This window comes from Yersinia sp. J1, from assembly GCF_050586585.1.
Taxonomy (GTDB): Bacteria; Pseudomonadota; Gammaproteobacteria; order Enterobacterales; family Enterobacteriaceae; genus Yersinia; species Yersinia entomophaga.
The window spans coordinates 853,694-870,820 of sequence record NZ_JBOBDP010000001.1; the positions used below are offsets into that span (position 1 = coordinate 853,694).

A 17,127-nucleotide genomic window follows, 5' to 3' on the forward strand; every position below is an offset into this window, starting at 1 on the left:
ATAACCTGGCATAATCAGTTTGAAGGATAAAGACTAACGCTTTGTAGTTAATCAGTGCGAACCACTTCGCATTGTCAATGATTGGCGGCATAAAACTGACAGAGGCTATTCAAAAACGCCGGTTTTTCGTGCCATACTGCTGTTGATAAAACCAGTAGATAACCCCCACGGAGCCTTATGGAAACCTTTTACATTGACCGTACTGACACCCCAGCAGGTGAACTGGTCATTATTGGCGATAGCGAACATAACCTGCGCGCCATTGATTGGGTCGATCACTATGAAAGACTGCTGAAATTACTGACGTCTCACTATGGGCCAAATACTTTTACGCTGACTGAAAAGATTAATCCTGGCGGTTTAACCGAGAAAATGCAGCGTTACTTTGCCGGTGAGCTGGATATTATCGATGGCCTGCCGGTAAAAACTGCGGGGACGGCGTTTCAACGGCAAGTGTGGCAAGAGTTGCGCAACATTCCCTGCGGGAAAACCATATCCTACGGCGAATTGGCTCAACGAATTGGTCGCCCTACTGCTTCCCGCGCCGTGGGCATGGCTAATGGCCTGAACCCAGTCTCCATTGTGGTGCCCTGTCATCGCGTCATCGGCGCGTCCGGCTCGCTGACCGGCTACGCCGGTGGCGTAGAGCGGAAACGTTGGTTATTGGCTCATGAAGGTTATCTTTTAGCGCGCTAAGCATTGTTACTCTTATCAGACGCCTTAAAAGATGTTAAAATTGACAAATATCAATATTAATGGGAATACCCTCATGATCCCGGAAAAACGTGTTATCCGACGTATCCAGTCAGGTGGTTGCGCAATTCATTGTCAGGATTGCAGCATCAGCCAACTCTGTATTCCTTTTACCTTAAATGAGCACGAGCTGGATCAGCTCGACAACATCATTGAAAGGAAAAAGCCTATTCAGAAAGGACAGGCGTTGTTCAAAGCTGGCGATGAGCTGAAGTCTTTGTATGCTATTCGTTCCGGGACCATTAAGAGCTATACCATTACCGAAGAAGGCGATGAGCAAATTACCGGTTTCCATCTGGCTGGTGATTTGGTTGGTTTCGATGCGATCAGCAATTTACAACACCCGAGTTTTGCTCAGGCGCTGGAAACTTCGATGGTCTGTGAGATTCCGTTCGATACGCTGGATGATTTATCCGGCAAAATGCCTAACCTGCGTCAGCAGATGATGCGTTTGATGAGCGGTGAAATCAAAGGCGATCAGGATATGATTCTGTTGCTATCGAAGAAAAACGCGGAAGAGCGTCTGGCCGCCTTTATCTATAACCTGTCGCGCCGTTTTGCCCAACGTGGTTTCTCACCTCGTGAGTTCCGCCTGACGATGACGCGTGGCGATATCGGTAATTATCTGGGGCTAACGGTTGAAACCATTAGCCGCTTGCTGGGCCGCTTCCAGAAAAGTGGAATCCTCAGCGTAAAAGGCAAATACATTACCATTGAAAATACCGAAGCGCTGGCACAGCTCGCGGGTAACCCAAAACCGGTGTGCTAATCTGACCTAATGCCAGATCAATAATTTGCATATTTATTGGTCTGGCTCTCTATCCCCCCTGTTCTGTTTTTCCATCATGGTTTACTCTGTAAGTAACACACTGTTAATAGTGATTCGCAGTTGTAAGGAGACCCTATGGCAAAGTATCAGAATATTCTGGTGGCTATTGACCCCAATCAGGACGATCAACCGGCATTGCGCCGAGCTGTTTATCTGGTGCAGCGTAACGGCGGGCAAATCACAGCCTTCCTCGCTATCTACGATCTTTCTTATGATATGACCACCCTGCTTTCGCCAGATGAACGAACGGCGATGCGTAAAGGCGTGATCAGTCAACGCGCAGCCTGGATTGCCGAACAGTGTCGTTTCTACGTTGAAGCGGGCATTCCCATTGATATTAAAGTGGTTTGGCACAACCGACCCTATGAAGCCATAATTCAGGAAGTCCTGAGTGCGAAGCATGATTTGCTGTTAAAAATGGCTCATCAGCACGATCGGCTGGAATCTATTATTTTTACCCCAACAGATTGGCACTTATTGCGTAAATGCCCCTGCCCTGTGTGGATGGTGAAAGATCAACCTTGGCCTGAAGACGGTACGGCTTTGGTGGCGGTTAACCTGTCCAGCGAAGATCCACTTCACGATCCGCTCAACCTCAAACTGGTACAAGAAACCAAAGAGCTGGCCGAGCATGTTAACCAAACGGCGGTGCATCTCATTAGCGCCTATCCGGTGACGCCAATCAATATTGCCATTGAACTGCCTGATTTTGATCCGAGCGTATATAACGATGCTATTCGCGGCCAGCATTTGATAGCCATGAAAGCGTTGCGGCAAAAATTTGGTTTGGACGAGAAATACACCCATGTGGAAAAAGGTCTACCGGAAGAAGTGATTCCGGATCTGGCTGAGCACCTACGCGCTGGCGTGGTCGTACTGGGCACATTGGGGCGAACCGGTCTTTCCGCCGCTTTTATCGGTAATACAACCGAACATGTGATCGACCATCTGAAATGTGATTTGCTGGCAATCAAGCCGGATGGATTTACCTGCCCAGTGGAGTGTAATGAGGATGGTGACGGTCTGTCATCCAACGGATAACGACCACTAAGCTTAGCGGCGATAAATTTAGCGATAACCTCTTCAATACCAAAGCCAGTCTGTGAAAACGGACTGGCTTTTGCTTAGTGAGCTAACTCAAAACGATATCAAAACGATAGGTTGTCTGCTCCGCACCGGTGCCGATAAATCAGGCACATCCGGTGCGTTCCCTACCCTTGAAAATTCCCTTACAGCAGTGTAATAGCAGGTTTTTAGCCTTAGCCTTTGGCTGATAAAAAGGACGCCAGTCGCTCCAGCGCCTGCTTGCATCGAGTATTCATTCAGCTACAGGAAGGCTTTGTATGGCAGCTCTGGCTCATCGATAAAGATATCGTGGAAGCCTCGGTTATGCTGATAATGCATTTTATGCTTGTCCGTTGGATAGGTGTACTTTCCGCCGACTTGCCAGAAGAACGGCGCAAATTTGTAGTCCAATCGATCTTTTTTCATTTTCCACAGTACCTCGATTTCACGAGTGTCACTTTGGAAGTTAGCCCAGATATCGTGATGGAATGGCACCACTACCTGCGCATTCAGAGATTCAGCGGCGCGCAGAATATCTGATGAAGTCATTTTATCCGTTACACCGCGCGGGTTTTCACCGTAGGACAACAGCGCGACGTCAATATCGTAATCGTTACCGTGTTTAGCGTAATAATTTGAGTAGTGAGAGTCGCCAGAATGGTAGATCGTGCCACCGCTGGTTTTTATCAGGTAGTTCACCGCACGCTCATCCATGGTATCCAGCAGAGCCTTATCCTTGGAGGATGTGCCTTTTGGTAATGTAATCAGTGCAGTACGGTCAAAAGAGTCCAACACGGTGATTTGAATATCGCCAATATCAATCACCGATCCAACTTTTGCCACGATGCAGCGTTCTTCCGGGACGCCCCAGCCAAGCCACAGATTAACGCAGGCCTGCGGGCCGATAAATTTCACATGATCGTCGCAGTTTTGCAGCACCGCGGCAGCGACGTTGACGTCGATATGATCGGCGTGATCGTGAGTAGCCAGCACGGCATCAATTTTCTTGATGGCAAAAGGGTCTAATACAAAAGGCGAAGTCCGAAGATTTGGCTGTAATGCCCGCACGCCGCCCATACGCATCATTTGATGTTGAGCATTCATATAAGGATTAGACTGCGTTCTTTTCCCAGTGCCACACCAAAAATCGATAGAAATGTTGGTATCACCGGCGGATTTAAGCCAGATACCGGTACATCCTAACCACCACATGGCGAAAGTATTGGGTTGAACCTCGGTTTTTTCGATTTCTTCATTTAACCAGGTTCCCCACTCAGGGAAAGTGTTCAAAATCCATGACTCACGGGTAATCTCGTTTACTTTGCTCATAATCAGACCTTTAGGATAAAGAAATTAGACCAAAATGACGTCTACCCCCTGCGCTTTCAGGCTGCTGATAACCTCTGGATTTGCATCCTTGCCGGTAATCAGAATATCGATTTTACTGGCTGGGCAAAACAGTAAACCCGTGCGCTGCCCCACTTTGGAGCTATCAACGACCACCACCAGTTTGCTGATTTTGTTCAGCATCTGCTGTTCCGAAACTGCGGTTAACATATCGGTTTTATACAGCCCGGTTTCATTGAGCGCCTTGCCACTTGTAAACATCCATTTGCCTGCATAAGCATCAAAAGTTGTCGAGGTAGGGTTAAGAATAATATTTTGCGTTTTGTTGTATTGACCTCCAATAATGATCACGCACTCGTGGTCGTTCTCAATCAGATAACAAGCCAGCGGGAAGTAATTCGTCACGATTTGTACGTCGCGCCCGCACAAAGTTTGTCCCAGTAAAAATGCGGTGGAACCGCAGTTAAGCACTATGCTGTCACCGTCCTGACATAGTTCCGATGCCTTGGCGGCAATGCGTGATTTTTCTTCATAGTTATCGGCGTTATTAATGTTCAGCGGCGACCAGGCCTGCTTCTTTTTATCCACGATGCACTCCGCACCGTTGCGTACCTTTCTTAACTGTTTCAATGCATCCAGCTTGGCGATGTCACGTCGTGCCGTCGCGGGTGAAATATCAAAACGCTCAATAAGATCGTTAATAGTGAGAGACCGCTTCGCATTTACCCAAGCCACGATTTCATGGTGACGTTGCATTTCATTCATTTCAGTCATCCTACGATAACCGCTCACATGCTGATTACATGGTGATTGGTTTTGATTTAAATTGATCATATACGTGAGAAAAATAACTGTCAATGTCATAATATTCAACAATTGAATGGCTGCTCTCTCGGTATACCCTTAATTTCTTTATGCAAGAAAGGTCATTTATTACTTATCACAATCTATTTATATGTTTATTTTCAATGCCTTAAATTAATTACATAACCACAAAGCCCTTATTAGTGTGAGTAAAATCAAATTAATCACATTGAATCATTGAATGATCACCTTTGATTATATAGCTTGTTGTTGTGTCATGTATTATCCGAGAAATGGATCTCTACAGGGCGGTGGCAAAGATTCCGTCCAACCATATTAGTGTCAGGGGGTGGTATGGAGTATCTGTATGATGTGTTTTATATCTTCTACAGCCAGGTCATGACCAAAGCGCCGTTGCTGCTTGGTCTGGTGACTTGTATCGGCTATAGCCTGCTACGTCGTGATATCACAACCATTATTAAAGGAACAATCAAGACTATTGTCGGTTTTATGCTGGTACAAGTCGGCGCAACAACGCTGGTATCCAGCTTTAAACCGGTCATCGAAAAAATGGCCGAATTCCACGGTCTGACAGGATCGGTTATCGATCCCTATACGTCAATGATGACAACCATGGAAACCATGGGCGACGATTATTCCTGGGTCGGGTACGTGGTATTACTGGCGCTGGCAATCAATATTCTGCTGGTGGTGCTGCGTCGCTACACCGGGATTCGCACCATTATGCTAACCGGCCACATTATGTTCCAACAGGCTGGGTTGATCGCGGTTTTCTACTTTGTGATGGCGGTTCCTATGTGGGAAACCGTGATTTACTCATCGATTCTCCTCGCCCTTTATTGGGGTATTTTCTCCAATATTATGTTTAAACCGACGGAAGCTGTGACCGGCGGCGCAGGTTTCTCTATCGGGCACCAACAGCAGGCCGCCTCCTGGATTGCGGTAAAAGTTGCACCTAAACTTGGCGATCCGAAAGATAACGTAGATAATCTGAAGCTGCCGAAGTGGCTGCATATATTCCATGACAGCATTGCCGCCACTGCTATCGTTATGACGCTGTTTTTCGGCGTAATTTTACTCTCTTTCGGCATGGATAACTTGCGTTCGATGGCGGGCAGCACTCACTGGGCCATCTATATCCTGGAGACCGGCCTGAAATTCGCCGTAGCAATTCAGATTATTGTGACCGGTGTGCGTATGTTCGTGGCCGAGCTGTCTGAGGCTTTTAAAGGCATCTCTGAACGCGTTATTCCCAATGCGGTACTGGCGATTGACTGCGCCGCGATCTACGCCTTCTCCCCTAACGCGATGGTATTTGGTTTTATCTGGGGCGCTTTAGGGCAGTTCACTGCCGTATTGGTGATGCTGGCCTTCAATACATCCATCATGATTATTCCCGGTTTTATTCCGATGTTCTTCTCCAACGCCACTATCGGCGTGTTTGCCAACCACTTCGGCGGCTGGCGTGCGGTCATGAAAATCTGCTTTGTAATGGGAATTATCGAAGTATTAGGATCTGCCTGGGCTATTGATCTGTTTATGCAGAATGGCACTACCTTCAATAGCTGGATGGGTATGGCCGACTGGTCTCTGCTATTCCCTCCTATCATGCAAGGTTTATCTGCTTCATCCTTAACTTTCTACCTGTTGATCGCACTGGCGCTGGTTTATATGTTCTTTGCCTCCCGCACTTTACGGGCTGAAGAAGATGCAGCTAAAGCGCTGGCGGCACTCCCCCCTGCGGTAGATGAAAATCCGGCCGAAGAGGCAAAACCCGAACATTCTACCGATGCGCCCAGCGTCGAAGGCGCTAAACCGGTTCGGATTCTCGCCGTCTGCGGCAACGGGCAAGGTTCTTCTATGATGATGAAAATGAAGATCGGCAGCTATCTAGAGAAAAAAGGCATTCCCCATCACATGGATTCCTGTGCGGTTTCTGACTACAAATCCAAACTGGCTAATACCGACATTATTGTTTCGTCAAAACACTTGTCGAGTGAAATGGAAGTTGGAGAAGGTAAATTTATTCTTGGGGTACAAAATATGCTGAACCCACATTCTTTTGGCGAACAGTTGCTTGCTCTGATTGAGCAAGTTAACCAACAAAAATAACCTAAATTTTAATTTTGATGACACACCAGAGCTAACCGGGGAGATATCACTATGACCACCTCATCACTGAAAAGCTCGTTGATAGAAAACCGCTCCATCTTGTTACAGGCGCAGGCTGAAGACTGGCGCGCGGCCATCAAGCTGGGAACCGATATGCTGATTGCCTCAGGTGCTGTGACGCCGGCCTACCATCAGGCCATTATCAACAGCGTTGAAAAGCTCGGCCCTTATATCGTTATTGCACCAAATTTTGCTCTGCCTCACGCCCGACCGGAAGACGGCGTAAATCGCACGGCGTTTGCGTTAGTGACCTTAAGCGAACCTATTTATTTCGACGGAGAAGACGACGCGGTGGATGTGCTGATCACCCTCGCAGGCAGCAGTTCGGATGAGCATATGGCGGGATTAATGGAGGTTACTCAGGTTCTGGATGATGAAAACAGCGAAACCGGAGTCGATCTCGACAAACTGCGCCGCTGCCGTAGCACCGAAGATGTTTATGCGGTGATTGATGCGGCGCTGCGGGTGTGACAAGGAGAATAAATTATGTATCAAGCTTTGAAACATCGGGTGCTGGAAGCCAACTTGCTGTTGCCTCGCTACGGTTTAGTGACCTTTACTTGGGGCAATGCTTCCGAGATTGATCGAAAGCATGGCGTCATGGCCATTAAGCCCTCCGGCGTGGAATATGACCAGATGAAAGCCGAGGATATCGTGGTGCTGGATCTGGAGGGCAAGGTGATCGAGGGCGATTTAAATCCCTCGAGCGATACCCCGACTCATCTTGAGTTATATCGTCTCTTTCCGGCGCTGGGTGGCATCGTACATACTCACTCGCGCTACGCCACTATTTGGGCGCAGGCGGGGAAAGATCTTCCGGCGTTGGGAACGACTCATGCTGACTATTTTTACGGTGATATTCCCTGCACTCGTCCACTAAAAGACAGTGAAATCAATCAGAATTATGAAAGAAACAGCGGGCTGGTGATTGATGAAACCTTCAGAATGCGCGGAATCGATCCGGTAGCCGTACCCGGCGTATTGCTCTATGGGCACGCCCCCTTTACCTGGGGAAAAAATGCGCTTGAAGCGGTACATAACGCGGTGGTTTTAGAGGAAGTCGCCGCCATGGCGCTGGCGACACGCTCGCTCAATGCACATATTCACCTGCAGAATGCTTTGTCAGATAAACATTATCGACGTAAACACGGCAGCAACGCCTACTACGGGCAGCGCTAGCCGCACCACGCTCCTGCTTCGCTATCACATCGGCATCTGGTTAACGGATGCCATTGACTGAAAAGGACTATCACTATGGCCAAACCTATGCTTCAAATCGCCCTGGACCAAACCGATCTGGCCAGCGCCGTGACTCTGGCAAAAAGCGTCGCGGGTTACGTCGATATTATCGAAGTCGGTACTATTCTGGCCTTCGCCGCCGGAATGAAGGCGGTGACGACGTTACGCCAAAACCATCCGAATCACCTATTAGTCTGCGATTTAAAAACCACCGACGGCGGCGCGATTTTATCGCGAATGGCTTTCGAAGCTGGCGCAGATTGGCTGACGGTTTCCGCCGCCGCGCACATTGCCACTATTGAAGCCTGCAAAAAAGTAGCCGATGAGTTGGGCAGAGAAATTCAAATCGAAATCTACGGTAACTGGACGCTCGATGATGCCAAAGCCTGGCGCGCTCTGGGCATTAAACAGGCCATTTATCATCGTTCCAGAGACGCAGAATTGGCCGGCGTGGGCTGGAGCGATGATGACCTACTTCGCATGCGCGCCTTGTCTGATTTAGGACTGGAACTCTCTATAACCGGCGGCATAGTACCGCAGGATATCCGCCTGTTCGAAGGCATTCGAGCCAAAGCTTTTATTGCCGGGCGGGCGTTAACCGGCGAAAAAGGTCAGTCCAACGCGCAGGCATTACGCGCTGAAATCGATAAATACTGGTCGTAACCGATATGGCCCGGGAGGCTGATAATGTATACAAACAGGGTAAACCAGATTGTCGGGATCTATGAGAAAGCTCTCCCCAACGCCATGCCGTGGGAAGAAAAACTTAGAGTGGCCAAATCTCTGGGCTTTGATTTCATGGAAATATCGATAGATGAATCTGATGAACGACGCGTGCGACTGGATTGGTCAGACGAGCAAATCTATGGCCTGCGTCGCCTGTGTGAACAGTATCAAATTCCGTTACATTCCATGTGTCTCAGCGCTCACCGCAAGTATCCCTTTGGTTCCGCAGATAAAGTTATTCGCGAACAGGCTAAAATCCATATGGAAAAAGCGATTGATTTTGCTTACAAGCTGGGGATTCGCGTGATCCAACTGGCAGGCTATGACGTTTACTACGAAAGTTCTAACGAACATACTCACCAGCGTTTTATTGATGGGATGAAATGGTGTGCCAAACAAGCCGAGCGCGCAGGCGTGATGCTGGCGGTTGAGATTATGGATACCGACTATCTGAATTCATTGAGTAAATTCGAAATTCTCAAGCGGGAAATTCCCTCCCCTTATTTTATGGCCTACCCTGACGTGGGCAATATTAACGGCTGGAATTACGATACGGTAACGGAGCTGAGGCTAAGTCGCGACCATATAGTCCAGATTCACCTGAAAGACACCCTTAAGGTCAGAGAAAATGCACCGGGCCAGTTCCGCGATTTGGTTATTGGTGAAGGCGAAGTGGATTTCACCGCCATTTTCCGCGCGCTTCGAGATATGAATAGCCGTGTTCCATTGGTTATTGAAATGTGGGCGCAGGATGAAAACTGGCGCGAAAACATTCTCACCGCGCAAAAACAGTTGAATCAGGCCGCCGAACGTGCCAACTTCCCGCTGTATTTATCCCCGTTATCTCACTGATTTATTGATATAAAAAATCCGGAGACAGTTGCGCTCCGGATTTTTGTTTTGTTGCTTGGAATTCGTTTTTACCGTTCAATTCAAGGAGCCGAATCTTCTTCCCGCTCCTTTTCTTAACGATTACAACGCGCGCAGAATGGCTTCCACACTAGCTTTAGCATCGCCAAACAGCATTTGCGTGTTGTCCTTGAAGAACAACGGGTTCTGAACGCCAGCATAACCGGTATTCATTGAACGTTTGAACGCAATAACATTCTGCGCTTTCCACACTTCCAGCACCGGCATTCCGGCAATAGGACTGCGCGGATCTTCCAACGCCGCCGGGTTAACCGTATCGTTGGCACCGATGACCAGCACGGTTTCGGTCTCCGGGAAGTCTTGATTGATTTCGTCCATTTCCAGTACCACATCGTACGGTACCTTGGCTTCCGCCAGCAGCACGTTCATATGACCCGGTAAACGGCCGGCAACCGGATGAATACCGAAACGAACTTTGATACCGCGCGCCTGCAGTTTGGCGGTGATTTCTGCCACCGGATACTGCGCCTGTGCTACCGCCATGCCATAGCCCGGAGTGATAATGACTGAGCTGGAGTTTTTCAGCATTTCGGCCACGTCTTCCGCCGTCGTTTCACGGTATTCGCCCATTTCTTCCGCATCACCGACGGACGAACCGTCAGTACCGAAGCCACCGGCAATAACGCTGATAAACGAGCGGTTCATTGCCTTACACATAATGTAAGACAGAATCGCACCGGAAGAACCCACCAAAGCGCCGGTGACGATCAGCAGGTCGTTGCTGAGCATAAAGCCCGCCGCCGCAGCAGCCCAACCGGAGTAGGAGTTCAGCATGGAAACCACAACCGGCATATCCGCCCCGCCAATGGAGGCCACCAGATGCCAGCCGAAAGCCAGCGCTATGGCGGTCATCAGGAACAGACAAATGCCCTGCATCGCTACGCTGTCGGTTTTCACAAACAGCACCATCAACAGGAATGACACCACCAACGCCGCCAGATTCAGCTTATGGCGATGAGGCAAAGTCAGCGGTTTAGAAGAGATAATCCCGCGTAATTTACCAAAGGCCACAATAGAACCGGTGAAGGTTACTGCACCGATAAAGATGCCAAGGAACACTTCGGTCAGATGAATGTTCTGCATCACAGGCTCCATTGGTGCGCCGTGATCCAGATAACTGTTGAAACCAACCAGTACCGCGGCCAGACCCACGAAGCTATGCAGCACCGCAACCAGCTCTGGCATTTCGGTCATTTCGACTTTTTTCGCCAGATAAATACCGATGGAGCCACCGATAACCATAGCGACAATAATCCAGCCAACGTTGCCGGAATCCGGCCCCATAATGGTGGCGATCAGTGCAATGGCCATACCGGTAATACCAAAAGTATTACCCTGCTTGGAGGTTTCGTGGCGGGATAAACCGGCCAGACTGAAAATAAATAAAATCGCGGCAACTATGTATGCAGCTGTTACGAGACCACTAGACATCAGTTACCCCTTAGTGTTTACGGAACATTTTCAGCATGCGCTGAGTCACGGTGAAACCACCGAAAATGTTGATGCTGGCAATCAGTACGGCAATAAAGGATAAGAAACTTACCCAGCCGCCGTGGCCAATCTGCAACAACGCCCCTACCACAATGATGCCCGAAATAGCGTTAGTGACCGACATCAGCGGCGTATGCAGCGCATGGCTGACGTTCCACACCACGTAGTAACCCACTACGCAAGCCAGAGCAAACACGGTGAAGTGTGACAAAAACTCTTTCGGCGCCACGTTGGCCAGCCAGCCAAACAGCACGATGGCGATCGCCATAAAGATATATTTGGTCCAGGGAGACGAAGGTTTAGCCTGAGGTTTTTCAATCGGAGCCGCCGCTTTTGCCGCCTGAGGCTGAGCAGAAACCTGAATTGGCGGCGCAGGCCAGGTAATTTCACCGGTTTTCACCACGGTAACGCCGCGAATCACGGTATCCTCGAAATCGATATCAATTTCGCCGTTCTTCTCTTTGCACAGCAGTTTCAGCAAGTTAACCAGGTTAGTACCGTAAAGCTGGGAAGACTGGGTTGGCAAACGACTTGGTAAATCGGTGTAACCAATAATTTTAACGCCATTATCAGTCACGGTGATTTTGTCTGCGACGGTTAGTTCGCAGTTACCGCCGGTTTGTGCCGCCAGATCGACCACCACGCTGCCCGGTTTCATCGAGGCAACCATTTCTTTGGTGATCAGCAACGGAGCAGGTTTGCCCGGAATCAGCGCGGTAGTGACGATAATATCCACTTCCGCCGCCTGCGCCGCAAACAGTTCCATCTCTGCCTTGATGAAAGCTTCGGACATCACTTTGGCGTAGCCATCGCCGCTGCCCGCTTCTTCTTCAAAGTCCAGCTCGAGGAATTCGGCCCCCATACTCTGAACCTGTTCTTTCACTTCCGGACGCGTATCGAAGGCGCGAACGATAGCTCCAAGGCTGCCCGCGGCGCCAATGGCTGCCAGACCGGCAACGCCAGCACCGATAATCATCACTTTTGCCGGAGGCACTTTACCTGCGGCCGTAATCTGCCCAGTGAAGAAACGGCCGAATTCATGAGCGGCTTCCACAATGGCGCGGTAACCCGCGATGTTGGCCATGGAGCTTAAGGCATCCATCGACTGCGCACGTGAGATACGCGGCACAGAATCCATCGCCAGCACCGTCACTTGACGTTCTGCCAGTTTTTTCAGCAATTCTGGATTTTGCGCAGGCCAGATAAAACTGACCAGCGTGCTGCCCTCACGCATTAAGGCAATTTCATCCTCAAGGGGCGCGTTAACTTTTAGGATCAGATCCGATTGCCACACATTCGCCGTATCCGTAATTGTGGCGCCAGCTGACTGATAAGCCGCATCGTCAAAACTGGCCAGTCGCCCGGCATCTGCCTCTATGGCGACGGTAAAGCCCAACTTCAGCAGTTGTTCCACCGTTTTCGGCGTTGCTGCAACCCGGGCTTCATTGGCCAACCGCTCTCTTGGTACACCAATACGCATAATGTTCCCTTTTAGTTCTCTTCGATGATGAGTGTGTCGTCATCCTGCCTATAGTTGTGATTTCGTTACGCCGAATCTTCGCGCCGCCGAAACCTGCTTGCTACAGCTTCCTATAACCTACTGAAAATGTGACTGATGATCCATATTTGTCTGCATCACATTAACGCTTTTTGCATAAAAACTGATAGCCAATGGGAAGATTGTATAAATGACTATCAATATTATATTTACCAGAGTCTTATCCTGCCATTTATGGTTAGATTAAATTTATTCCATCCATTCTATGAATCCAGTAAATACGTGGCCTGAGGTTAGCAAAATGTAAATAAATCGAGCTTATGTCGTTAATTGTATTATTATCAAAACTTATCTGTATTAGCGGGAAAGAACGCCATTGATTGCCGGTAGTAAATAGTCACACTGTGCGGCATAAATTGCTGAGACACCTGCCATTATTACATGTAATAATCATCGGCTATTCTGTTACACATCAATAGTTCTGCTCGTATAACGTTAATGCGCAAGGCGAAAGGATTTTTTATGAAGCTGAAATACACGATCATCGCGTCAGCATTGCTATCACTGACTGCATTTTCTGCTGCACAAGCCGCGCAAGAATTAGCGCCGGAAAAAGCAGCCTCCATTAAACCGTTCCAACGTATAACAATTACCGGTCGGTTTAACGCAATCAATGAAGCAGCCGCTGCGGTGTCACGTCGCGCTGACGCATTGGGCGCAGACGCTTTCTATATTCAGGATACTAACAGCAATAATAACGGCGGTAACTGGCGTGTAACGGCCGATCTGTACCACAAAGATGCGGAAAAAGTGAGTCAAGAGACTCAATACCGCACCTTCAACGGCGTAAAAGAGCTGCCGAAGAACGAAGCTTATCTGCTGGAGCCTTTTGATACCGTGTCTGTCAGCGGCTTCTTCCGCAGCCAACCGGATATTAACGACGCAATCTCTAAAGAAGCGAAAAGAAAAAATGCCAGCTTCTTCTTCATCGTGCGTCAAGTCGATGCCAACGGCGGCGGTAACCAGTTTATCACCGCTTACGTATATAAAGCTGATGCGCCAAAACGTAAGGTGCAAAGCCCGGACGTCATCCCTGCTGATTCCGACGCAGGCCGTGCCGCACTGGCAGCGGGCGGTGCCGAAGCGGCTAAAGTTGAACTGCCGGGCGTTGCCTCTTCTGGTACGCCAAGCAATGCCGTGGGTCGCTTCTTCGAAACTCAGTCTTCAACCGGGAAGCGTTACACTGTAACTCTGTCCGACGGTACGCAAATTCAGGAACTGAATAACACCACTGCGGCACAAATGGTGCCCTTTGATTCAGTTACCTTTACCGGTCACTTCAACAGTATGACCGATGTTTCGCAAGAAGTGGCTAAACGTGCCGCAGCGAAAGGAGCCAAGTACTACCACGTGACTCGTCAGTGGCAAAACAAAAGCGGCGGCAACCTGACCGTTAGCGCTGATTTGTTCAAATAATCTTTGCGGGGCCGCCTAAGGTTGTCCCGTTTTACTTTTGTTTCCGCCATTCTTTACCCTCTTCCCGCCCAACGGCCTTTCTGGTTGCGCAAATCCTGAACGACTGAATAACTTTTTATCCTAATCGCATAACCAATCATTGCATCCACACCCCGCACTCCGTAAAATCTTGGCACTTTTTAGGGCTATTATCTTTCAGCTATCGGTGCCGACTCCCCATATCCTGCTAGTTGATAGCTGACATCCATAGATTAATTCTTTAAATACCAGGACTGCTAGCATTGGAAAAAAAACTCGGCCTAACCGCGCTAACCGCACTTGTTCTCAGCTCCATGCTAGGCGCCGGCGTCTTTAGCCTACCGCAGAACATGGCTGAAGTTGCCAGTCCAGCGGCGTTACTTATCGGTTGGAGTATTACCGGCGTAGGGATTATCTTCCTCGCCTTTGCCATGCTGTTGTTGACTCGCCTCAGGCCGGATCTGGATGGCGGTATCTTTACCTATGCTAAAGAAGGCTTTGGCGATCTGGTCGGCTTTTTCTCCGCCTGGGGTTACTGGCTGTGCGCGGTGATCGCTAACGTGTCTTATCTGGTTATTGTGTTTGCCGCGCTGAGCTTTTTCACCGATACGCCAGATCACATCGTTTTTGGTGAAGGGAATACCTGGCAAGCATTGATCGGTGCCTCTTTCCTGCTGTGGGTGGTGCACGCCTTGGTATTACGCGGCGTACAGACTGCGGCCAGCATCAATTTGGTGGCGACGCTGGCGAAACTGTTACCCTTAGGCGGTTTTATTATTCTGGCGGCGATCGCCTTTAATCTCGAGACCTTTACGCTGGATTTCAGCGGCATCGCTTTGGGTACGCCGGTGTGGGAGCAGGTTAAAAGCACCATGCTTATCACTCTGTGGGTGTTTATCGGTGTGGAAGGTGCAGTAGTGGTTTCGGCGCGGGCGCGAAATAAAAAGGACGTTGGTCGGGCAACCATGCTGGCGGTGTTATCTGCACTGAGCGTGTATTTGCTGATCACCTTACTGTCGCTAGGCGTAGTACCACGCGCCGAGCTGGCAGAGATGCGCAACCCATCGATGGCCGGTTTGATGGTTGAGCTGATGGGGCCACTGGGTGAAATCGTTATCGCCACGGGTCTGATTATTTCAGTCTGCGGCGCTTACTTGAGCTGGACCATTATGGCCGCCGAGGTGCCGTTGCATGCGGCTAAACATGGCGCTTTCCCGAAAGCGTTTTGTCAGCAAAATAAGAATAATGCGCCATCCCAATCGCTGTGGTTTACCAACGGCGCGGTGCAGATTGCGTTGGTACTGATTTGGATTACCGGAAGTAACTATAATACGCTGCTAACTATCGCTTCTGAAATGATTTTAGTGCCGTATTTCTTGGTGGGCGCATTTCTGTTTAAGGTTGCGCTAAAACGTCAGGATTGGCGCTTGATTGTGGCGGCCAGCGGTGCCTGCTTATACGGTTTATGGCTGATTTACGCCGCCGGTATGCTGCATTTGCTGCTGTCGGTATTATTGTATGCGCCGGGATTATTGGTGTTTATTTATGCTCGGAAAAGTCACCATGATATGCGCATCTTAAATAAAATGGAGCGCGTGGCCATTTGTCTGGTAATGGTCGCTACCCTGCCCGCGACCTGGTTAATTATGCATTAATTTCTAATATGTTCAGCTATCTACATATGTTAGTAAAAATAAAATGTCAGTAAAAATAAAGTAGATGCTGAACAGCCTTTTGTAGCAGAAATGCATGAATCAAAATTGATATTGAGGTGGCAAGAAGCCCATCGATTAATAGAAAATTTGGAGAGAATCACAGTTGGAGGCAGTTTCGAGGAAGCAGTAAAGCTAATAAGGCTGCTTTTCATGGAACCAAGGCATTGATAAAAACAATCCAAGCATCGAAAAAATCTCATTACCCAAGGGTATCAACACCATCCGACTAACAATGAGACGTTACAGGATAGCAACGATAGACTAGATGATATTGAGCAACGCATAAATAACGGAAAAGAAACCGAGCATCAAATTCAAATTATCAGTGAGCAAAGCCGAACTTTTGCTGAATTTCTGAGTGATAGAATATAAAGATAAAATGGCCAAGAGCGACGCTTGCTCGCCATGAACAGCATATTTAAGGCTGAATGACGGGCAAATTAACCAGCAACCGCTCGCCGTTTAACGTCAAAGCAACCTGCGGTGAGCACTGACGTGAAATAGCCGCCAATTGACCGATATCCAAACCATAGGGTAATTGGACTTCCAGAGATTGAATCCCCTGTTGGCGTGCCAACCGAATTAACCGAATCATATTGGTTTCATCGCTCACCTGTGTAGATAGCACCTGCAAAGCTAAGGCGGTTAACTGCTCTTGTGGGTTCTTTTCTGATTCAGTTTGAGATTTTTTTACCACCATGCCGAAGATAGGCATTACACCATAAATCGCATCGACAAAACTCCAGCGTTTTTTGCAGGAAGCCGATAGAAATTTCATGTAATCAAAGCAGATGGTTTCGCGCTGTATCCGCTCACTACTCATCCCCTAATCCTCTCTTAATTCAAAATAGTGTTGGACTACGGCTAAATAGAGACGACGTGACAGTCAGTGTCACCAATATAATGACATAATTCCCTTACTGTTTACCAGACGGAGCCGACGCTTTAATCATACGAATGAATAATTGCGCGATACAGCTCAAGATTAGACACCAAATCCTCATGGCATTGCCCTCTTCGGCGCGCTATGCTGAATTCCGTCA

15 protein-coding genes are annotated in these 17,127 nt (G+C 48.7%); 10 read left to right on the forward strand and 5 right to left on the reverse strand.

The annotated features are described in order from the left end of the window. Nucleotides 1-177: 177 nt before the first annotated feature. The 3 genes from ogt to uspE all read left to right on the forward strand — a co-directional run bounded on the left by ogt (nt 178) and on the right by uspE (nt 2,623). A complete protein-coding gene (ogt, locus tag ACQ4OC_RS03630) occupies nt 178-696 on the forward strand; it encodes a methylated-DNA--[protein]-cysteine S-methyltransferase (RefSeq protein WP_064513804.1) in 519 nt (172 codons plus the stop codon). Nucleotides 697-769: 73 nt separating this feature from the next. Then, nucleotides 770-1,522, forward strand: a complete 753-nt coding sequence (locus tag ACQ4OC_RS03635) for an FNR family transcription factor (protein WP_064513806.1) — start codon at nt 770-772, stop codon at nt 1,520-1,522. Nucleotides 1,523-1,657: 135 nt separating this feature from the next. Then, the gene (uspE, locus tag ACQ4OC_RS03640) at nt 1,658-2,623 is read left to right on the forward strand and encodes a universal stress protein UspE (RefSeq protein ID WP_064513808.1); all 966 of its coding nucleotides are present in this window, start codon (nt 1,658-1,660) and stop codon (nt 2,621-2,623) included. Between the two features lie 285 nt (nt 2,624-2,908). On the opposite strand, the gene ulaG is transcribed toward uspE, so the two are convergent. Together ulaG and ulaR are read right to left on the reverse strand one after the other, a co-directional pair. Further along, the gene (ulaG, locus tag ACQ4OC_RS03645; protein WP_064513810.1) at nt 2,909-3,976 is read right to left on the reverse strand and encodes an L-ascorbate 6-phosphate lactonase; all 1,068 of its coding nucleotides are present in this window, start codon (nt 3,974-3,976) and stop codon (nt 2,909-2,911) included. A 24-nt stretch (nt 3,977-4,000) separates the two neighbouring features. Next, nucleotides 4,001-4,759: an HTH-type transcriptional regulator UlaR gene (ulaR, locus tag ACQ4OC_RS03650; protein WP_064513812.1), complete on the reverse strand. Its 759-nt coding sequence runs from the start codon at nt 4,757-4,759 to the stop codon at nt 4,001-4,003. A 393-nt stretch (nt 4,760-5,152) separates the two neighbouring features. Between ulaR and ACQ4OC_RS03655 the strand changes: the two genes are divergently transcribed. From ACQ4OC_RS03655 to ACQ4OC_RS03675, 5 genes are all read left to right on the forward strand, one after another. Next, nucleotides 5,153-6,931, forward strand: coding sequence for a PTS ascorbate-specific subunit IIBC (locus ACQ4OC_RS03655; RefSeq protein ID WP_430970938.1), 1,779 nt, complete (start codon nt 5,153-5,155; stop codon nt 6,929-6,931). Nucleotides 6,932-6,982: 51 nt separating this feature from the next. Beyond that, nucleotides 6,983-7,462 (forward strand): PTS sugar transporter subunit IIA, encoded by a 480-nt coding sequence (locus tag ACQ4OC_RS03660; protein ID WP_430970939.1) that lies wholly within the window; start codon nt 6,983-6,985, stop codon nt 7,460-7,462. Between the two features lie 15 nt (nt 7,463-7,477). Continuing rightward, nucleotides 7,478-8,170, forward strand: a complete 693-nt coding sequence (locus ACQ4OC_RS03665) for an L-ribulose-5-phosphate 4-epimerase (protein ID WP_064513818.1) — start codon at nt 7,478-7,480, stop codon at nt 8,168-8,170. Between the two features lie 75 nt (nt 8,171-8,245). Further along, nucleotides 8,246-8,893 (forward strand): 3-keto-L-gulonate-6-phosphate decarboxylase UlaD, encoded by a 648-nt coding sequence (locus ACQ4OC_RS03670; protein ID WP_430970940.1) that lies wholly within the window; start codon nt 8,246-8,248, stop codon nt 8,891-8,893. 24 nt (nt 8,894-8,917) lie between these two features. After that, the gene (locus ACQ4OC_RS03675; RefSeq protein WP_430970941.1) at nt 8,918-9,808 is read left to right on the forward strand and encodes an L-ribulose-5-phosphate 3-epimerase; all 891 of its coding nucleotides are present in this window, start codon (nt 8,918-8,920) and stop codon (nt 9,806-9,808) included. Nucleotides 9,809-9,928: 120 nt separating this feature from the next. Here ACQ4OC_RS03675 and pntB read toward each other — a convergent pair whose 3' ends face one another. Both pntB and pntA read right to left on the reverse strand, forming a co-directional pair. Further along, the gene (pntB, locus tag ACQ4OC_RS03680; RefSeq protein WP_064513825.1) at nt 9,929-11,317 is read right to left on the reverse strand and encodes a Re/Si-specific NAD(P)(+) transhydrogenase subunit beta; all 1,389 of its coding nucleotides are present in this window, start codon (nt 11,315-11,317) and stop codon (nt 9,929-9,931) included. A 10-nt stretch (nt 11,318-11,327) separates the two neighbouring features. After that, nucleotides 11,328-12,857, reverse strand: coding sequence for a Re/Si-specific NAD(P)(+) transhydrogenase subunit alpha (gene pntA, locus ACQ4OC_RS03685; RefSeq protein WP_064513826.1), 1,530 nt, complete (start codon nt 12,855-12,857; stop codon nt 11,328-11,330). Nucleotides 12,858-13,397: 540 nt separating this feature from the next. Here pntA and ydgH point away from each other — a divergent pair. Further along, entirely contained in the window at nt 13,398-14,351 is a 954-nt protein-coding gene (ydgH, locus tag ACQ4OC_RS03690; RefSeq protein ID WP_064513828.1) for a DUF1471 family protein YdgH, read from the forward strand. A 281-nt stretch (nt 14,352-14,632) separates the two neighbouring features. Next, a complete protein-coding gene (locus ACQ4OC_RS03695; RefSeq protein ID WP_064513830.1) occupies nt 14,633-16,024 on the forward strand; it encodes an amino acid permease in 1,392 nt (463 codons plus the stop codon). A gap of 478 nt (nt 16,025-16,502) precedes the next feature. On the opposite strand, the gene ACQ4OC_RS03700 is transcribed toward ACQ4OC_RS03695, so the two are convergent. Beyond that, nucleotides 16,503-16,907, reverse strand: coding sequence for a hypothetical protein (locus tag ACQ4OC_RS03700; protein ID WP_120805517.1), 405 nt, complete (start codon nt 16,905-16,907; stop codon nt 16,503-16,505). Nucleotides 16,908-17,127 lie beyond the last annotated feature (220 nt).